Origin of the sequence: Bacillus sp. GMs2/2, from assembly GCF_050172095.1 — a bacterium.
GTDB lineage: Bacteria > Bacillota > Bacilli > Bacillales > Bacillaceae_G > Bacillus_A > Bacillus_A cereus.
Genome location: NZ_JBNLYE010000061.1, coordinates 1 through 20,117 on the forward strand (window position 1 = coordinate 1; position 20,117 = coordinate 20,117).

Consider the following 20,117-nt stretch of genomic DNA (forward strand, 5'->3'; position numbering starts at 1 on the left):
TTTTTAAAAAACAAAGATGGATTACATAAAATTAGGTTGAGAAATTATAGAAAACGCTTTCATTTTGTATCGTAATTTTTTATAAAAACTATATAAATAAAGGAGCTTACTAACAATGAACGTCTCATTACTCACACCTACTACTGATTTACAAGAAGAATACTTAGATTTCTATAACGAATGGAAAGATAGCGGTGAAACAATGATTCCGTGGGTTATCTCAAAAAATCCTGCCAACTTCCCAGCTATGGTTCAAGAACTTCTCGATGCGCATAACGGAATAAATATCCCTAAAAATTGGGTACCAGACTCTACATATTGGCTTGTTACAGATGAAAATAAAATTGTGGGAGCTGTTAATATACGTCATAGTTTAACCAAACATTTATTTAACGCTGGCGGTCATATCGGTTATGGTATTCGCCCTTCTGAAAGAAGAAAAGGTTATGCTACGAAATTACTAGCATTATCATTAGAAAAAACGAAGGAATTAGACATCACGAAAGTACTTGTCGTTTGCGACGCAGTGAATACCGCTTCTGAAAAAACGATTTTACATAACGGCGGGCTTCGTGATGATGATTTCACTGAGGAAGATGGGAATATAGTAAGAAGATATTGGATTGAGCTATGAATGATCACAAATAAGCGAGAAAGTGATTATACACTTTCTCGCTTATTTTACACTGCTTCTATTTCAAACTGCACTGTAATACCACTTGGATCTACCACCACAAACCCATTTGTAGTTTCATTTATTTCATGTTGTTTTTCTATTAATCTTTCTTTCACATCGTCTAACGCTTCTTTATGCGGTAGTACAATAGCATATACCTTTAGTCCAGTTGCATATACTGGTGGGTGTGGATTGTTTACTCCGTTCCACGTATTTGCACCAATATGGTGATGATATCCCCCTGCTGAAATAAATAAGCAATCCTCTTCACGCTGTTGTACTTCAAAACCTACTGTTTCCACATAAAATTCATGTGATTTCTCTACATCAGCTATTCGTAAATGTACGTGCCCAACGACAGTATTAGCAGGCAAACCATCAAACTCATAATCAACGAGTGTTGCCAATTCTTTTAAATCAAGTGGTGTACTTCCTCCTGACCCTTCTCCCCATTGATCACGCGGACGGTCTGCATAAATTTCAATACCATTCCCCTCTAAATCTTGCAAATAAAAAGCTTCGCTATATGTATGATCACTTGCACTATTAAACCTTGAAATTGGTAAAATTTCATTTGAATATGTATAACGCCCTTCTTGCTCATCCGGGCTGTCAATTACATTCTTATTACGAAGAACCCCAAATAGCGCAGAAGCAAAAGCTTCACGAGTCGGAACTAAAAAGGCTACATGATATATACCAGTCGTACGCGGTTCTTGCAGTACCCCGTCCTCTAACTTTTCAAGAACAAGTAACGCGTTCTTTCCACCTTTTCCAGATAAATATGCTTTATTCCCCTCTTGCTTAATTACCTCTAATCCTACAACATTCTCATAAAAAGCAATTTGACGCTCTAAGTCTTTCACTTTAAATTCAACATGACCAATACGTGTTTTCGGATGAATTTGTATCATGAATAACTCCATCTCCTTATCCCTATATTTTTCCATTACATATAACCGTTACTATGAAGGATACAACTAAAATCATCCTATGTAAATAAGAAAAGTCAGAATTTACATACATTTTTATTTTCATAATAAAAAAGCCACCTTTTCTAAATTTCAGAAAAGGTGGCTTTATAACTCTTATCTCATTTTATGTACTTCAGCAACTAGCTTTCCACCCTGAATGCCCATATAAAGCTTCACAGGTGCATCATTCGTATTTTCAAATACTAAATCTAAATATGGATATGCAATTGTAGCATCTCTTCCTTGTGGAACATAACCTACCGTTTTAGAATGTGTAGTTCTCTCCACCATTTTCAGGCCAGCTTGATCTGCTGCATTGTATAAAGTTGAAGATGTTTGACAAACACCACCGCCATATCCATCTACTAATTTACCATCAACTATTTCTTTCCCTAATTGATATCCTTTATCTGGTGTTGTATCACCGATTAATGAATTAAAAGAGAAACGGTCTCCTTTTGCTAACACAACTCCATTTATGCTCGCTGCTGACAAACGAATATTCTCAATACGGCCACCTGTTGAACCACCTAAGTTCGTTTCATATCTACCAATTACCGTACCATTTCCTTGCGCATCACTTAATGTTGCGACTGGTTTTTTCTCCACGATCGGCAACTGATACGTAGCATCCCACATACCAACATTTAACAATTTATCTACTAATTCTTTTTCCATTAATTCATAAGAAGGTTTTCCTTCTTGCCAACTTCCATCAGGTGCTATACGTGAAGGAACCATTTTTTTGTCGACGCTTTTTCCAACCTCACCAACAACCTTTGTTACAGACTTTTTAAATTTCGCTTCATCTTCAAAATAGCCTAAACTAGATAAATCTAATTTTTTCACTTCAGTACCAGTTCGACCATCAACTAAACTAATAGTATCCTGCACTTCTGCTTTAGCCTCTACAGTATGCCCACCAATATCACTTACCAATGCAACATCACTTACTTTTGCACCACAGCCACTCATTATAGCTACACATAACACCCCAACCAATATACCCTTTACTTTACGGAACAATATACTCTCTCCCTTTCCCCAACATCACTATTATGTATTTATTTCATTTTTATGTATGTTTTGTTACAATCATTTTACAATATGTTTATAAAATGTTACAAGTTATTTTTCACTCTATATAAATTACTCTTTTCTTTTATAAATGTCTATACATATTTACATAAAAGTTTGAGTTTGATAGAATTGTAACTTTTATGTAAACTCTCTCTTTTATCCAGTATATACCATTAAGCAAAAGAAATACAAATCAAAAACCCTCAAGCTATTTTTTATAAAGTGAAACTTTAATCAGTGGGGTCTTACTGCCCGTTAATGCGGGATAAAGAGAAATCCCGTCAATATAAATAGGTATTTGCCGTGCCACCACTCCGCTTTTGCACATACATTATGGTGAATTCAACCTATTTTAAAGAAATGGAGGATGTTATTATGTATCCCTACAATCCATATGATCCATATAATCAATATGCGTACCAACAACCACAGTATGACTTACAAACACAATATCAATCTTATATAGATCAAGCAGAGCACACGAATCCATATGACCAAAATAGACAATTCCAACTTCCAATCTCTTTTCCTGGCACTGGAAATCGTCAATTAGAAAGACGCGTAAATGAGCTTGAACAAAGAGTTCGTCAACTAGAAAATACAGTTGAGCGCCATACACGTAGACTAAACCGCTTAAACCAACGTTTACGCACAGTAGAAAACAGACTAAACATTCCATTCGCAGCATTAGAAGACGGATTTTAATCGAGAAAATAAAGATTATATAAAGGAAGGGGCTTCCCCTTCCTTATATAAATTGACGAAAGTTTTTTCCATCTCTATACTGATAAGAGTTAATGAAATGAAACAAGGTGATAAATATGGATTTTGAAATAAATTATCTTTCCTTTTATGTTGTACAAGTAGAAGGAAAAGGTGAAGCAGTTGATAAACGCTACAAACATTTTCAAACTTTAGACGCTGAAGAATATGAAGATAGTTCCTTAAAAGAATTTTTGAATGGTGAGTTATTAAAAATATCGAAGCGAAAAGTAGAACGTCATGCAAAAACAGAACAAGCCCCAACAAAAATTGGTCGCTTTATTGTAGAAGAAGGGCACGAACTTGATTCAAACCCTCATTACAACCTTTTTAATCGTATTCGCTTTGCAGAAACAAAAGAAAACTTTAAAGATATGAGCGAACCTCTCGTTTATACATATCTTGACACAAGCGCTGTACGTGGTGGTGTATTTTTAATTGCTCAGGCAAAACTACGCAAATACTTTGATGATCCATTCGTATTCGTAATGAAATGCGACTTTGAACCAAAGGTTGCTTCTATTTCTGATGAGTCAACACTGATTCGTAACGTTGAAATGGCCATCACAACAAAGAATATGAAATCTATCCAATATCCGTACATGCCTGAAGAAGGTATGGTTGAAGTAGGCGAACTAAAAATACACCAAGCATCACATGCCCGCTACTTTGAAGACTTCTTAAAATTCGTCGAATATGAACGCTCTATGCCTGAAATTATGAAAACACAAGTAATGGACATGGTATACGACCAAATTGAAGATGTATTTGAAGAAGGTACGGAAGAACGCGAACAATTCGACCAAGCGATGGAAGTATGGGCTGCCAGTCCGAAACGCGAAATTATGGAACAATTTTCAACCGAAGAAGTAATGGAAGCAACCGCTCAAATCGTCGAGCATGCTCCTGAAGTGGAATTAAAACTAAAAGCCGATCATATCTCTGTGAAGGCGTTGCTTGCGGATTTTGGGGATCAAATACATATTGCGAAGGTAAATGATCGATATGTACTTATGATTGAAGCAGACACACTTACATTTGAAAAAGGCTTCTCTCCTATTGAGTTTCTGAAGCCAGATGAGCTGCAAGATGTGATTGAGCGGATTGAGAATAAGCAGCAGTATTCGTTTGATCCGAGCGGTATTGAATAAAGTGAAACTTTAATCAGTGGGGTTTTGTTCATCCCCCACTAATTATTAGCCCTCACCAATCGGGCTTTTACGGGATAAATACTTCCATATAACTGTTGTTACTGGGCGCTTTTAATAAGCGCTCTTTTATTTATATTAAAAACCGATTCTACTAAGAATCGATTTTTCTGCTTTATAATAAAACATGTTTATTTTTAAATTTTTTTGATGCAAGATGACATTTGTTGCAGAATCAAATATATCCCTTCCTTGTTATACAGGCTTATTTCCATTAGAAATATCTACTTCAATATTTCTAGTTGACCAAGTCCTTCTATAAGTTGTTAAAATGCAAATTTCACTTTACTACCTCAAATTTATTGTACTCGTAAAAAGATAATTGAAAACGATATTCCGGATGTTCTCTCACCCAATCGTAGGCTTCTTCTAAAATTTCCATTTTGTTTTGCAAGTCATTAAGTTCACTACATTCGTCCCTTTTCTGTTTGCACAGAGGGCAGAATCCATTCACTATTTCCGCACTCGTCGCCCTAATAGTTTTACTTTCTAAATCAACTACTAGACGAAGAATAACAGAATGCTCTTCTTTTGTAGTCACCTTCATTTCAGCAATCCGATCCTCATTCCAAAAGACACCGTTTAATTCCATCTTTACTGTGACATCTTTAATATCCAAGTCTACCACTATCATACCTCCCTTATACAAAACTCAATCTTACTCTTCTATTTTAAACTTTAATACACCACAACTTAAAGAGATATTAAGTTTTTTCCAATTCTTCTTTACTATGAAAGAAAGTGTAGTTAATGCTAATTGTGTAGTAAATATTATCCAAAAAACTAAAACAGTTTAAATGTTAAAGATTGTTTCCATTAAGCTACACTCTTTTCTTTATATATATTTTTATTTTATTAATACAGTTTAAAACTCTTATTACGTCTTAACACTCCCAAAGCAATTATAATGCACAATCACAACAACAAGTTGATGCCTATTTAATATCAATACGCTGTTATTACATGTATGTAGTTAGAGATGGAGGAGCAATTCATTTAACCTCTGTATTCTCCTCCATCTCAGCCAAATACCTAATCTGCCGTTCCGCTTTTCTCACTGCTGTACGAAAATGTTTTTTCAGGAGTTCTACTGTATTTTCACTTATATAATATCTTTCCGTTATACTTTCCCACGTGTCACCACTTTCAAATGTACTCCATTCAAAAGGGCGTTCTGTATTTTTCTTTAGTTCTTTAAACACCCATTTTCGCATCTTTTTTTTCGCTTTTTCTGTTAGTTTTCCGTTTTTTACAAGTTCAAGTTCACCATGTCTTTTGTATCGCTTATTAATATCTCTCTCGCTACACACTTTAAGAAGTATATTTGCTGTATTTTCAGCATCTGCTAAAGCACGGTGCTGTTTTCCTTCCCACGTTAAAGCGAGCTGTTCTACCGCAAATTGTAAACTTGGCGTATGTTCAAACAATTCCTCATATGCTTGGAAAACAAATTTTTGCAAATCAATTCTATTTTCTTTTTCTATACTTGGGCATTCAACACCATATAATGTACAATCATGAGATAGAAAGCGATAATCTTCTTTTCCCCATGAAACAAATATAGAACCTTCGCCGATGAACTGAATAAATTTCTCTATAATTTGAGGGAATTTTTCTACACCCATTAAATCTTTTTTCGTAATACCGGTTAATTTTGTTGTATGACGAGTTAATCGTGCACTTGGTTTTACTAACTCCGAAAATTCTTCAATTATCTTCATTGTACCTATTTCTATTTTTACAGCTCCGATATCAACTATTTCTGACGGATCTTCTGATTTATACGGTCTGAAATTCCTCTCAATATCAAACACAATAAAATGTGTAGCGTTTTTCAATTTATTTACCTCTTTCTAAATTCCTTTTCACACAAACACTTTATTTTCAGTATTTATTTATTCATGTACTTTATACAAAAATACTCCGAATAAATAAATGAAAATTCAGTCTCGTTATGATATGTAAGTAGGAGGACATCTATAAAAATGCAAAAAAAAAGAAGGGCGAGCCCTTCTTTTTTCAAAAATTACTTCTTGTTTACGTTAGTAGCTTGAGGTCCACGGTTACCTTGTTCTACTTCGAAAGTAACTTCTTGACCTTCTTCTAAAGTTTTGAAGCCTTCGCCTTGGATAGCTGAGAAATGAACGAATACGTCTTCTCCGCCTTCAACTTCGATGAAACCGAAACCTTTTTCTGAGTTAAACCATTTTACTTTACCGTTTTGCATGAAAAAAATCCTCCTACAATGTACCTATATGTACATATTCATTTTCAACCACCTTACAATAATAAGCCAGATATTAAAAAACTGCAACCCCTGAGGAGATTTAACATTGCTATCCTCCTCGGAAGTTACAGCTCATTTAAATCTCTATATTATTAAAAGTAAAATGGTTTAAATATACTATATCATATCAATATAATAAAAGTAAAGTTTTTTTCTTAAATTATTTTTTGTTCCCACTGCATTGCTTTTAATTCACCTGATCCGGCTACTACATAGCCATCTTTTTGATTAACAATGCGCCATCCGTGCCCTTTAACCGAATCACATACTGTAACAATACCTTCTTCAAGAAGCACACGGCACACACTACTAATACCCGCCTTATTTTGCGTTGAAGTTGTATATAAAATATGTTGATCTACACTTAAGTCTAAATAACTACTTGCTTTCTGCTCACTTTGACATGTGTGCCAATATATTTTTTCACTTGCAATACTTTCATCTATTTTACAATAAGAAATATTCCCGCTAACTCCCTTGCACGATCCACTTGCCGCTACTAAATAAGAATTGTGTAAAGTCAACGCAGAGATCATTTGATTCATCGCAATTTTAATCCTCTTTAATTTACGTGTCTTCAAATCAAAGAGCCAAACACCACCATATTTAGCATGAATTTTCGTACCAATAAATAAGTAATGTTTATATAAAAATAACGATCGAATAGACGGTGCCGCACTGCCATACTCAAGAAACGGATGAATAGTTTCCCATGTCGAACCGAAATTATTAGAAAGATACAGCATTTTTTCTCCATGAGCAACAACAGTTCCTTGTACATTGCTACATACATTCCAACTCGTTGCTTTTGTTGGAAAACGCTGAATTGTCCAATTCTCTCCACCATTCATACTACGAATAAAAATCCCTTCGTCACCTACACCATAAACTACATTATCTTCGCTATGTAAATCCCTAATTCGTTTTTGAAAACCATTTAAAATTCGTTTCCATTCTCCGTCTTGTTCAACAAATAAGCCATTATATGTAGTAGCTAACAACAGTTTTCCATCTCTTAACTTTGTAATAGCAGTTGCACTTAACATTGTCTCCACGTTGACACTCCCATTCTTAGAACTTCTCAGCAAATGCAATTGCAAAATTACTGCATTTTTCAACATCCTCTTCATCTTCTGGAGCTAATTCAATTTTCAGCCCTTCTTGTACAAGCTCTGCACCGCGTTCCACAAGACGTTCTTCAAATATCGTTACCGCTTCACAAAACAGTTCATACGCCGTATCACCTGATCCGAATACCGCTACCTTTTTCCCAGCTAAATCTATATTTTCTAAGTCATCATGAAAATCTTCTGCTTCAAATGGTAATTCACCATCGCCCCACGTATAAGATCCTAAAATGATTCCATCATAAGCTAATAATTCTTCAGCATCCATGCCTTCCATCTCTTGCAATACTACTTCATGATCAAAAGCATCTAAACTAACTTTAATTAAATCAGCAATACTCTCTGTATTTCCTGACATACTTGCATAAGCTATTAAAATTTTTGCCACTTTGGCATCCCCCTCTAACAATAAATGATTCTCATTCTCATTATATTAATAATGATAATCAATTTCAATTGATTTTTTTCTACTTTTATTTACATTTCACATTACTTATTTCAAATAAAGTGAAACTTTAATGAGTCCTCACCAATCAGGATTTTTCAGACAGCCCACAAATAGAGGAATAAATAAAAAAAGCACAGATGACTATACAATCATCTGTGCTTTTTTTATTACTTTTTAAAAATACCAAAAGGCTTCCCTACTGGTAAAACAACTTTTCCGAAGTGTGTGTTTAACACTGCTGCTGCTGAACCATAGAAAGATAATAATGAAATAAGAAGTTCAGAATATGCTGCTAAATTATGCATTGCGTGCGGCATAACACCTAAAGTACTTAATGAAAGACCAATAAATAAGAAATCAATAAGGACGAAGATCATAAATAATACTTTATGTGTTTCCATTGCACCAATTGTCATAAAGATTGTGAAAATCAAATATCCGATAAAGGCTACACCAAGCTGTTTTGAATCTGCAACTTGTGCTAATTTTTCGCCAAATACTCCAAGTTGAATTAACCAAGTCATTCCAACACCTAACCAAAATAGGCCGTACGCACCAAATGCTGTCGTACCGAATGTATTGTTATGCTTTGCATCGTGAATGCAAGCAAAGATTTGTGCAAATCCTCCTAAAAAGATTGCCCATGGTAATACAAGTGAAACGCCATCTGTTAAGCCTAACTTTTGAGATGATGCTACAAGTGTTACCATCGCTAATCCAAATAGACCAATTCCAGATGGATCCGCTGTTGTCATTTTCACATGATGTGTAGTAGTTTGATTGCTCATATAAACCTCCTGATTATAAACATACTCGAATACAATACTTAAATCAGAAGCCTATGTCAATGGTTTTTTTTGTATGTTGTCAGACGTTATATTTTATAATAATTAAATATATTTCCGACCACTTCATAAGGTTTTATATTCACTTTTTCCAACTCGTTTATCGGTAGCCATAACGGAATATAACTTCCTCTACCTTCCCGCTGAAATTCCTCACCTGTTCCGCTTCCGAACACTCCCCCTGTAATATAGGCGCCATAATAATATTCATTTCCTTTATATTTTAACTTTGCAATAAGGTGCTTCACTTTTATATGTAGCCCTAATTCTTCGTATACCTCTCTTTTCGTTGCCTCTTCAGGCGTTTCACCTTCCTCAATCCCTCCGCCAGGAAAAACATAATATGTTTCCTCTTCTCGAATACGTTTTATAAGAGCGATTTTTCCTTCCTGTACAATGATGGCCGCCCCGCGATTTCTTATCATTTTATTACCTCAATACGAATCGCAACTGTTCCCCACTCTTTTTCTTGTTCTTTCGTATATATTTTGTATGTACTTTCTAACATTTCCTCTAAACTATCATTTTCACAATCCAATAATTTTTTATCAATTTGTTCATACATAGATTTAAAGCTCTCGTATCGCTTTATTTCCGTTACTTTTACCGTCATCATTTCTGTTGTCGTAAGATTCGTAAATTCGATTTCATCACCTTTGTTTATTAGTTGACGTTTTTTATCGTATAGGCGTACTTCATATACTTTTTTTCCTGATTGAATTGACTGAAACGGTTTATTATATAAACCCATTTCGTATCGCATACATCCCACTCCCTTTTGTTCATTTCACCTATTAATACAGTTCACATTACTACATCTTGCATATAATATTCCATACGTATCACTTAATTGAGAAAGGAGGCTGAAGAAGCATGTTATATTTAAATCAAAAACCTGAATATAATAAATATGATATTGGTGATTATACTTATAGTAAAGTAGGGCCAACCATTTTTTCTTGGAACGATGAAACAAAATTAAAAATAGGTAAGTTTTGTTCATTAGCAGAAGAAGTCGTTTTCATACTTGGCGGTGAACATCGCGCAGACTGGATAACAACTTATCCATTTAATGCACTTTTTGATGAAGGAGCACATATTACTGGTCACCCTTCTTCAAAAGGTGATATCGTAGTCGGCAATGATGTATGGATTGGTTATCAATCCTGCATTTTATCTGGTGTTACAATTGGTAACGGGGCCATTATCGGCGCCAGAAGCGTTGTTACAAAAGACGTACCCCCGTATGCAATTGTAGCTGGTAATCCTGCAAAATTTGTTCGATATCGTTTCCCGCAAGAAACGATTGACAAACTAGAGAATCTCGCATGGTGGGACTGGGACATTTCTGTTATAAAAGGAGCCATTCCATTACTACTCTCCGACAAAATCGAAGAATTTTTCACCTCGCCCGAAAAAGAATCTACATGATAAATACAGAAAGAGCATCCTTTTTTCCGGATGCTCTTTCTGTATTTATTTTTTATTTATTTGCAAATGATTACACGGAGAACATTGAAAAGGAATTTTCCTTAAGCAATTAAGATTCGTTTCACAAATTTGTTCTATCGTTGGAACAAATGGAATGACAACTATGTTACTTTCTACTATTTGTGTAACAGGTGGCAATACTGTGCCTACTTGATGTTCAAAACGAATACTCGCTTGATTTATATAATTTCCTGAACCATTTGGCGCGCTCTGTACTGCTACTTGGAACGAAACTGTCCTTGCTTCACCAGGATTTAAACTTCCGATAAGAAACCCTACTGCCGGGCTTACATTCGGCACTGGCGTATTATCAACCGTTACACTTCCAGGAACAAATCGAACACTACTATCTAACATATCTTGAAAACGAATATTTTGCATTACAGTATCACCCGTATTTGTGATGACTGTCGTAAACGTAATGACATCTCCAATTGTTGCTACCTGTAAATCTGCCGTTTTTACGACTGTCGTTGAGACATTTTGAGGAATAAACGGGATAACAACTGTATTACTATCACCTTCAACTACTACTGGCGGCTCATTCGGATTTACAGTTGCAAGCCCATTCGCTGTAGCAGTATTTGTAACTAAATTATTTACTTGCCCTCCTATTATTACAACTTGGAAATTAATAATTGCTGCATCATTTGGCTGAAAATCACCTAACGGAATACCAGTATTCGGATTAGCAAATGGAAGAGGTACATCATTTACCGTTACCGTACCATTTATAAATAGCGTATTCGGATCAATGATATCTGTTAACACAATGTTGGTCACAGGAACTGTACTATCATTTATAACAGCGATTCCGTAAGTGACAACATCCCCTATCATTGCTACTTCAAAGTTTGCTCCTTTTGCAACAAATAAGATTGCAGTATTTACCGTCACTATAACTGTATTACTCGTATCCATCACTGTAACTGGCGGCTCCCCTGGTACTAAAATATATTCTGCTAACGCCCCAGCAACGTTCACTACTGTACCACCATCTGGAAAGCTCGTAATCGTAGCTTCATATGTTACAATCGCCGTCTCACCGACTGGAATGTCTACAATCGTAAATCCAACCTGCGGATTCACTCCCGGACGAGCTACTCCATTTACAGTTACACTATTTGGTACAAAAACAGCTTCCGGAGATAGGACATCGATAAATTGAATATTCATCGCATCAGCAGTACCAGTATTTAATATTCGAACCGTATACTTTACTGTTTCTCCTACTCCAACAATTGAATGATCTACTTCTTTTTGCATATCTAAACTGCCTCTATTTACTGGTGTGACTGTCGTATTACTTGAATTTGTAATTGTAGACGGAGGTTCTCCTGGAATCAATTCGAAATCACCCGTTACTCTTGCTGTATTCATAATGCTACTAGAAGGCGGAACTGCGATTATATTTACTTCAAATGTAATTAATACACTATCCCCTACTGCAAGATTAGGCAATGCAAAGCCTATAAATGGATCTAAACCTACTTGCGGAATCCCATTTATTTGTACACTTCCAAGAACGAATTCTAAACTAGGTGATGGAACATCGCTAAACTGAACGTTCGTCGCTGTTACCGTTCCCGTATTTGTAACTTGCACACTATACGTTAACGTATCTCCTAATCGTGTCGCTTCTTTATTTACAGATTTTATAACGCTGAATCGTCCTCTATTCACTCTAGTTATCGTCGTATTACTCGGCTCTGTTACTACAACCGGTGGCTCTCCTGACACTAAAGTAAAGCTTCCTGTTATATTTGCAACGTTCGTAATTGTTCCTGATGACGGGATGTTTGTAACTGTCGCTTGAAACGTCACTATAACTGTTTCACCAACTGGAATATCTCCAACTCCAAATCCAGTAATCGGATTTAAGTTTGGTTGCGGGGCTCCATTTATTGTTACACTATTTGGTACAAATGACGCACCTGTTGAAATCGTATCAATAAACTGAACATTGTTAGCTGTTACTGTTCCTGTATTCGTTATTTGCACTGTATACGTCAATACATCTCCAACTAGAGTAGCGGCTCTATTTACTTGTTTAATAACATTAAAGCGTCCTCTATTTACAGTTGTGAGTGTTGTATTACTTGGCTGATTTACTATAACTGGTGGTTCTCCTGGTACTAAAATAAAGCTTCCGGTAACATTTGCCGTATTGGCAATTGTTCCGTTTGACGGAACGCTAACAACTGTTACTTGGAAAGTGACTTCTACACTTTCACCTGGAATTATATCCGGAAGTGAGAAGCCAGTGTTAGGATCTAATTCAGGCTGTAACGCACCGTTTATCGTTACACTATTCGGTACGAATGTTATAGAGGATGGTAATACATCACTATATTGAACATTCGTCGCTATCACTGTTCCCGTATTTTGAACTACTGTTGTATATGTGATTGTATCGCCTACTGCAACAACCGGCTGACTTACTGATTTTAAAACATTCAAACCAGATTCATTTATTTCTGTTAATGTCGTGTTACTTGTCGTCGTTTCCGTAATAGGCGGCTCTGTTTCACTTACAGCAAACGTAGCTGTAACATCTACAAAGTTAACAATCGTTCCACCTTCTGGTATGCTCGTAACCACTTCCTGATATGTGACGAGTACAAAATCATCTACAGGTATATCTGGAACTGTAAAACCAATGAAAGGATCTAATCCTGGTGCTGGTACCCCGTTTATACTCACGCTTCCTGGTACGAATGCTACACCGGCGGAAGTAGTATCGATAAATTGAACATTCGTCGCTGGCACTGTTCCGAAATTAAAAATCAATACATCATACGTTAATATTTCTCCTACAGTCGCTACTTCCTTATCTACTAGTTTCAATGGAAAAATAAACGCTATATTAATTGTCGTAACGACTAAATTCGTTAATATCGTTTCCGTAATCGGTGGTTCCTGCGGATTTGGTTGTGAAGTAAATGTAACGTCTGCATCATTTAATATGACTTCATTATCTGGAATTTCTGTAATCGTCACTTGGAATGTGACCTCAATACTTCCACCAGCGATTAATAATGGCGTAACTGTAAATCCTATTTCTGGATTTAAACCAAGTTGCTGCACTCCACCTATCGTTACACTATTGTCAACAAACGTCGTCCCTTCTGGTATGACATCTTGGAAGAACACATCTGTAACAGGGATAATTCCTACGTTTGAAATGAGCACGGTATACGTTAATACATCCCCAACAGCCCCAGTTGCAACATCAACTGTTTTTGTTGCTGTTACTTCACCAGGAGGAGGTAACGGTATTGTAACTACCGTTGTATTACTTGAATTCGTTGTTGTTACAGGTGGTTGTAAAGGATTTAATAAGAAAGTGGCTGTAGCAGATGCTGTATTTAATACTGCTCCACGTGTAGACGGTGCAACTACCGTAACTTGGAACGTTACTGTCAATGCTGTTCCAGCTGCAATATTAGGAAGCGGGAAACCAACATTTGGGTCAAATCCAGGTTGTGGCGTTCCATTTATCGTTACACTATTTGCTACAAATGTTGTTTCTGGAGAAACTGGATCAAGGAAAGAGACATTCGTTGCTGTTACTGTACCGTTATTTCGAATGACAACAGAATACGTGTAAGTTTCTCCAAGTGCTGCTTGTTGTACAGATGAAGATTTTTGTATATTTAACTGTGCTGTGTTTACTTGCGTCACTACAAAATTACTATTTGTAACAGTCGTTATTGGAGGGTTTGCTGGATTTATAAGAAAACTTGCAGTAACGTTCGATTGGTTTCTTATATTTCCACCGCTCGGAACACTCGTCACTGTAACTTGAAACGTAATCGTAGCCGTTTGTCCGACCGGAATATTTGGTACCGGGAAACCTGCCATAGGATCCGCGCCTTGCTGTACGACTCCATTTATCGTCACACTATTTGCTACAAAGGCAGTACCAGACGGAATTGGATCTTGAAAAACAATATTCGTTGCAGGAACAGTTCCTGTATTTTGAATAAGAATCGTATACGTTAACGTATCTCCTACACCAGCTTGTGGTGTATTTACACTCTTTATTACATTAAGTGATCCTACATTCACTCGCGTCACAACAATATTACTAATCGTTACAATTGTAATTGGTGGCTGGAGAGGACTTACTTGGAAATCAGCAGTGACATTCGCATTATTCGGAAGAACTCTATTTGGTGGTACACTCGTGATTGTCACTTGAAAAGTGACCGTCACCATACCTCCTACCGGAATATTAGCAAGTGGAAATCCAGTTGTCGGGTTTAAACCTGGTTGAGGTGTCCCGTTTATTGTTACACTATTCGCTACAAAAGTGGTTCCAACCGGAATCGGATCAAGGAATGATACATTTGTCGCTGCCACCGTTCCACTATTTTGTATACGAACTGTATACGTTAACGTATCTCCTACACCGGCTTCAGTAGCACTTACACTTTTCATTACATTTAACCCTGAAGAATTCACGATCGTCATAACAGTATTACTTGGTACTGTTACAGTAATCGGTGGCTCTGTTGGATTTACAAGGAAATCTCCAGTTACATTCGCATTATTTACAACATTATTTCCTTGGGGAATTTCATCAATTAATACTTCAAATGTAACAATAACACTGGCGCCAGTAGGCAAATTATTTAATGGGAATCCAAGTTCTGGATCTGCCCCTTCTTGTAAAACACCATTCACAACTACACTATTTTCAATAAATAATGTCCCTTGTGGAATTGAATCTTGGAAAAATACATTTGTAGCTGGTACACTACCTGCATTTATAACTTCGATTGTATATACTAAAACATCTCCTACCGTTGCAACATCCGTATTCACTGCTTTCACAACTTCAAAGTTTCCTGATTGTACTGTCGTATTCACAACATTACTCGGTACATTGATTGTTACTGGTGGTTCATTCGGATTCACTTGAAAGCTTGCTGTTACATTTGCTTGATTTAAAATATCTTCATTTTCTGGATTCTGTACAATTACTACGTCAAATGTGACTACAACTGTTTGAGCCGCAGGAATATTCGGAAGAGAGAATCCTGTATTCGGATTTAGTCCACTTTGCTGTACTCCATTAATTGTTACAGAATTTGCAACAAATGAAACAGCAGAAGAAATAGGGTCTTGGAAAAATACATTTGTTAACGGAACGTTCCCTGTATTTTGGACGGCAATTGTGTATGTTAAAGTATCCCCTACCGCCGCTTGCGTTGTATTCACTTCTTTTATTACATTCAAACCACCTGTATTAACTTGTGTCACAACTGTATTCGTTAGTCTATTAATCGTTATCGGCGGCTGATTTGGAATAACGACAAAATTAGCAGACACATTTCCGCGATTCGGAATCGTACCTCCTGACGGCGTAGATGTTACTCGTACTTGAAATGTAACAGTCCTACTTCCGCCAGGAGATATATTAGCTACCGTAAACCCACTCGCTGGATTTGCCCCAGGTTGTGAAACCCCATCCACAGTCACACTATTTGCGATAAAAGTCGTTCCAATTGGGATCGGATCTTGAAAAATAACGTTCGTCGCAAGTACATTTCCTGTATTTTCAATTGTAATAGTGTACGTAAGAACGTCATTCACTGTCGCAAAAGCTCTATCTACTGTTTTTCTCGTTCTTATATCAGCTATGTTAATGGTAGTAACTACAGTGTTACTTGTCGCTTGCCCTGAAACTGGTTGTTGACCAGGCACTGGAGTAAAGGTAAATGTAGCACTTGCACGATTCGGAATTGGATTGACAAGAGGATTAGATGTTACTCGAACTTGAAAGCGAACTACAGTCGTTTGCGATGCATTAATACTTCCAAGATTAATACTACTTGCTGGATTCGCTCCTGGACGCGCTACTCCATTTACTGTAACGCTATTTGCGACAAATGTTGTTCCAGCAGGGATACTATCAACAAAAATAACATTGTTCGCAGTGACGTTTCCATTATTTGTGACATTAACTGTGTACGTTAATACATCATTAAGCGTTGCCGTCTGTAAATCTACAGATTTCTGCATACTTATGGTTGCTTGATTCACTGTCGTTTGTACTGTGTTTGAAGAAGACGTACTTGTAATAGGAGGACTACCAACGAAAGGACGGAATTGATATGACACCATTGCACGATTTAAAATAGGATTGGGATTCGGGAATGATGTTATTCGAACTTGAAATGTAACAATTCTTTGCGTGTTATTTGGGATTGTACCTAAATTAATTCCATTAGCAGGGTTTGCATTCGGCTGTGTTACTCCCTCTACCGTAACACTACCTGCAACAAACGTCGTTCCGTTCGGAATACTATCACGTAATACAACGTTTTCTGCACTTCCTGTTCCTGTATTTGGGACCGTAATCGTATAAGTGAGAGTATCCCCTACCCCTGCGACTGTTCTATTAACTGATTTAACAGGATTAATAATTGGACCTGTTGCATCAATTTGAACACCAAAACCAGCTGCAGCGTATCCATCTCCATTTGTAACGAAGCGAACAGTTGCTGATGTTTGACTGTTTACTAAAGATGAGGAGGCATCTACATTCGTAATATCCCACCCCTGTCTTCGGACGGCCAAAGCTACCCCTAACGGCTGATTCAAATCTCCAAACGTGCCGCTCGTATCTAAATTTCCACTGTCATTACAAATTTGTGACTGAAAGAAATTATTCGCAGGATTTCTCGGTCCGAATAATGCAACTGTAGCATTTGCATTCGGTCCAAAGCGAAGTTGATCTCCAACAATGTTAGAATCGCCTTCTTGAGCAGTTACGAGCACTCTTCCTGTAACAGCTCCTGTTGCCGGCGTAGCAAATCCTGAAATAGTAGCATCAACAGGCGGGGATGAAGCATCAATAATTTCTTGGCCTGCATAAACTGACAAATTCCGAAGAGGTAAACTTGCATTTTGATATACAACCTCAAGCGTCCAGCCAGCTGAACGACTGATTGTTGGGTCGGCTGAAGTTCTTGCAGCTGGCACAGCACCCGTTGTATATGTGCCTGCCCCACCTGCACTAACAAGATTCGTTACATTGGCAGAGCGAGCATAATAAAACTGATTTCCTACTGAACCTTGCTGCGCGGTAGCAGGATCTGGCGTAACAGAAAACGTCCCTGCTGGCGTTGTAAATGTAATGTTATCATTTAAAAATGGTAACACATCTTCCGTATCAGTCCGAAAAGTACCAGCCCAAACTAACTCTGCATATAGCACACTACTCCCCGCCGGAAGATTTAAAATTGCACTTGAAGAATTCAATTGCCATTCATCCGTCGTTCCTGCTGGGAACCCTGGTACTTGCAGCGCTGTATTTACCGTAGTAAATACAGCAAGTGTACCAAAAATATTACCTGGCGCAGGTGATGTAGGGCTAAGCCCTAACGTGTTCCCAGTGAACGTGACGGCACCAGGTACTGTTGTTGTAAAACGGTTTATAAAAGGCACACAATCATCTCATTTCATTTATAGTAAAAAGTGCTCTATACTATAAAATGTAGACAAACTATGCAATGTACGTTGTCCAACAAAATTCCGCACATACGAGAGGAGTTTATAAAACTATGCGCTACGTTATCATAACAGGAACTTCACAAGGTTTAGGTGAGGCTATTGCCACTCAATTGTTAGAAGAAAGTACAACTGTCATCTCTATTTCTAGAAGAGAAAATAAAGAGCTTACGAAACTTGCAGAGCAATATAACAGCAATTGCATTTTTCATTCCTTAGATCTTCAAGATGTACATAACTTAGAAACTAACTTTAAAGAAATCATTTCATCCATTAAAGAAGACAATGTATCCTCTATTCATTTAATTAATAATGCGGGTACAGTTGCACCTATGAAACCAATTGAAAAAGCAGAAAGCGAACAATTCATTACGAACGTTCACATTAATTTACTTGCACCTATGATTCTTACATCTACGTTTATGAAACATACGAAAGAATGGAAAGTAGATAAACGCGTTATAAATATTTCATCTGGTGCAGGAAAAAATCCTTATTTCGGATGGGGCGCTTATTGTACGACGAAAGCTGGTGTAAATATGTTTACACAATGCGTAGCAACTGAAGAATGGGAAAAAGAATATCCAGTAAAAATCGTCGCTTTTGCCCCCGGTGTTGTTGATACAAATATGCAAGCACAAATTCGTGAAACAGCTAAAGAAGACTTCACAAATTTAGACCGCTTCATTGCATTAAAAGAAGAAGGAAAGCTATTATCACCTGAATATGTTGCGAAAGCTATTCGTAACTTACTAGAAACTGAGGAATTCCCTCAAGGCGAGGTTATTAGAATTGATGAATAACAAAAAGGCGTGCTAAAATAGCACGCCTTTTTGTTTTACTTCTCTAAAAATATGAGCACAGATTCCGCAATTTGTTCATAACCAATTTCTTGATAAATTTTATTAGATGTCGGATTCGCTAGATCAGTATATAACGTAGTCGTCTGATAGCCTTCATCTAACATACGTTGACTAAGTGCTGCTACACAATGAGATGCATACCCTTTTTTCCTTGCTTCTTTCGGCGTATATACGAAATTGACTGTTATATTATTTTTAGTTGGTCTCGTTTTTGCAGCTACAGAAACGAGTTTCCCATCTACTTCCAAACCAAACAGTCGATTTGTAGTTATTAATGTATACGCAGTTTGTTTTGCTTCTTCTTTCGTAGTAGGAAGCTTTACGTCTTCACAAAATTGATATATCCACTGTTCTATTAATGGTAATTCATCATTATTTACCGCTCGAAAAAGTCCATTCGCATTACACTTCTTCTTTACTCTGTTCAACTCATACACACCTTGCTCCATTGCAACATGCGTTTTTTTATTTTCTAATACTGCAATCTCTTCCGCTAATTTCTGTACAATTTTCTTATTACCGATCAATCCAGGAATATCCGGATATACTTTCGTTAATTCTTTTGCAAGTTCCTCAATAGTTACTCCCGCAATTTCAGAAGTTGCAACAATGATTTGTTTCTTCTCTTCTGTTTGCAGAAATACAACCGCAATTTCTTCTCCTTGTTTCGCTATCCCCATAAATATCGGTTCTTGGACCATTTGTAATACACCTAATATGAGATTGTTTTCCTGCTCATTCTTTTCTAGAAATAGTGTAACATCTTCTTTAAAATGAAGAATCTCTTCATATACATGTAATTGAATCATCGACAATCTCTTCTCTCTATTTATAT

The 20,117-nt window shown here is 36.8% G+C and carries 17 protein-coding genes; 5 read left to right on the plus strand and 12 right to left on the minus strand.

Annotated features, from left to right (window positions below; all coding sequences use genetic code 11):
* The first annotated feature begins 115 nt into the window (after positions 1 to 115).
* Positions 116 to 634, plus strand: coding sequence for a GNAT family N-acetyltransferase (locus tag ACQGS6_RS10935; protein ID WP_001103124.1), 519 nt, complete (start codon positions 116 to 118; stop codon positions 632 to 634).
* A gap of 47 nt (positions 635 to 681) precedes the next feature.
* On the opposite strand, the gene ACQGS6_RS10940 is transcribed toward ACQGS6_RS10935, so the two are convergent.
* Positions 682 to 1,590 carry a VOC family protein gene (locus ACQGS6_RS10940; RefSeq protein ID WP_326318650.1) on the minus strand — a complete coding sequence of 303 codons (909 nt, stop codon included), beginning with the start codon at positions 1,588 to 1,590 and terminating at the stop codon, positions 682 to 684.
* A 174-nt stretch (positions 1,591 to 1,764) separates the two neighbouring features.
* A complete protein-coding gene (locus ACQGS6_RS10945) occupies positions 1,765 to 2,676 on the minus strand; it encodes a VanW family protein (RefSeq protein WP_000488973.1) in 912 nt (303 codons plus the stop codon).
* A gap of 429 nt (positions 2,677 to 3,105) precedes the next feature.
* Here ACQGS6_RS10945 and ACQGS6_RS10950 point away from each other — a divergent pair, with 429 nt between their 5' ends.
* Together ACQGS6_RS10950 and ACQGS6_RS10955 are read left to right on the plus strand one after the other, a co-directional pair.
* Positions 3,106 to 3,435 (plus strand): hypothetical protein, encoded by a 330-nt coding sequence (locus tag ACQGS6_RS10950; RefSeq protein WP_000283715.1) that lies wholly within the window; start codon positions 3,106 to 3,108, stop codon positions 3,433 to 3,435.
* A 116-nt stretch (positions 3,436 to 3,551) separates the two neighbouring features.
* Positions 3,552 to 4,643 carry a DUF3900 domain-containing protein gene (locus tag ACQGS6_RS10955; protein ID WP_000345046.1) on the plus strand — a complete coding sequence of 364 codons (1,092 nt, stop codon included), beginning with the start codon at positions 3,552 to 3,554 and terminating at the stop codon, positions 4,641 to 4,643.
* Between the two features lie 337 nt (positions 4,644 to 4,980).
* On the opposite strand, the gene ACQGS6_RS10960 is transcribed toward ACQGS6_RS10955, so the two are convergent.
* The 8 genes from ACQGS6_RS10960 to ACQGS6_RS10995 form a co-directional block, all read right to left on the minus strand.
* A complete protein-coding gene (locus ACQGS6_RS10960; protein WP_000227983.1) occupies positions 4,981 to 5,328 on the minus strand; it encodes a hypothetical protein in 348 nt (115 codons plus the stop codon).
* A 364-nt stretch (positions 5,329 to 5,692) separates the two neighbouring features.
* Positions 5,693 to 6,538, minus strand: a complete 846-nt coding sequence (locus ACQGS6_RS10965; RefSeq protein WP_000786415.1) for an exonuclease — start codon at positions 6,536 to 6,538, stop codon at positions 5,693 to 5,695.
* A gap of 188 nt (positions 6,539 to 6,726) precedes the next feature.
* The gene (cspB, locus tag ACQGS6_RS10970) at positions 6,727 to 6,927 is read right to left on the minus strand and encodes a cold shock-like protein CspB (RefSeq protein ID WP_001179150.1); all 201 of its coding nucleotides are present in this window, start codon (positions 6,925 to 6,927) and stop codon (positions 6,727 to 6,729) included.
* 215 nt (positions 6,928 to 7,142) lie between these two features.
* Entirely contained in the window at positions 7,143 to 8,042 is a 900-nt protein-coding gene (locus ACQGS6_RS10975) for a WD40/YVTN/BNR-like repeat-containing protein (protein ID WP_000449493.1), read from the minus strand.
* 16 nt (positions 8,043 to 8,058) lie between these two features.
* Complete coding sequence (locus ACQGS6_RS10980) at positions 8,059 to 8,502, minus strand: flavodoxin (RefSeq protein WP_001062752.1); 444 nt, start codon at positions 8,500 to 8,502, stop codon at positions 8,059 to 8,061.
* 227 nt (positions 8,503 to 8,729) lie between these two features.
* Positions 8,730 to 9,350: an acetate uptake transporter gene (locus tag ACQGS6_RS10985; protein ID WP_000070945.1), complete on the minus strand. Its 621-nt coding sequence runs from the start codon at positions 9,348 to 9,350 to the stop codon at positions 8,730 to 8,732.
* An 86-nt stretch (positions 9,351 to 9,436) separates the two neighbouring features.
* Complete coding sequence (locus tag ACQGS6_RS10990) at positions 9,437 to 9,832, minus strand: NUDIX hydrolase (protein ID WP_016512465.1); 396 nt, start codon at positions 9,830 to 9,832, stop codon at positions 9,437 to 9,439.
* A complete protein-coding gene (locus tag ACQGS6_RS10995) occupies positions 9,829 to 10,170 on the minus strand; it encodes an ASCH domain-containing protein (protein WP_426965129.1) in 342 nt (113 codons plus the stop codon). Before ACQGS6_RS10995 ends, ACQGS6_RS10990 begins: the two co-directional genes overlap by 4 nt.
* 110 nt (positions 10,171 to 10,280) lie before the next feature.
* Between ACQGS6_RS10995 and ACQGS6_RS11000 the strand changes: the two genes are divergently transcribed.
* Positions 10,281 to 10,838 (plus strand): CatB-related O-acetyltransferase, encoded by a 558-nt coding sequence (locus tag ACQGS6_RS11000; protein WP_326318651.1) that lies wholly within the window; start codon positions 10,281 to 10,283, stop codon positions 10,836 to 10,838.
* A 45-nt stretch (positions 10,839 to 10,883) separates the two neighbouring features.
* Here ACQGS6_RS11000 and ACQGS6_RS11005 read toward each other — a convergent pair whose 3' ends face one another.
* The gene (locus ACQGS6_RS11005) at positions 10,884 to 18,356 is read right to left on the minus strand and encodes a DUF7507 domain-containing protein (protein WP_326318652.1); all 7,473 of its coding nucleotides are present in this window, start codon (positions 18,354 to 18,356) and stop codon (positions 10,884 to 10,886) included.
* Positions 18,357 to 18,472: 116 nt separating this feature from the next.
* On the opposite strand from ACQGS6_RS11005, the gene ACQGS6_RS11010 reads away from it, so the two are divergent.
* The gene (locus ACQGS6_RS11010) at positions 18,473 to 19,222 is read left to right on the plus strand and encodes a (S)-benzoin forming benzil reductase (RefSeq protein WP_001271048.1); all 750 of its coding nucleotides are present in this window, start codon (positions 18,473 to 18,475) and stop codon (positions 19,220 to 19,222) included.
* Positions 19,223 to 19,257: 35 nt separating this feature from the next.
* Here ACQGS6_RS11010 and ACQGS6_RS11015 read toward each other — a convergent pair whose 3' ends face one another.
* The gene (locus tag ACQGS6_RS11015; RefSeq protein ID WP_326318653.1) at positions 19,258 to 20,091 is read right to left on the minus strand and encodes a GNAT family N-acetyltransferase; all 834 of its coding nucleotides are present in this window, start codon (positions 20,089 to 20,091) and stop codon (positions 19,258 to 19,260) included.
* Between the last annotated feature and the right edge of the window lie 26 nt (positions 20,092 to 20,117).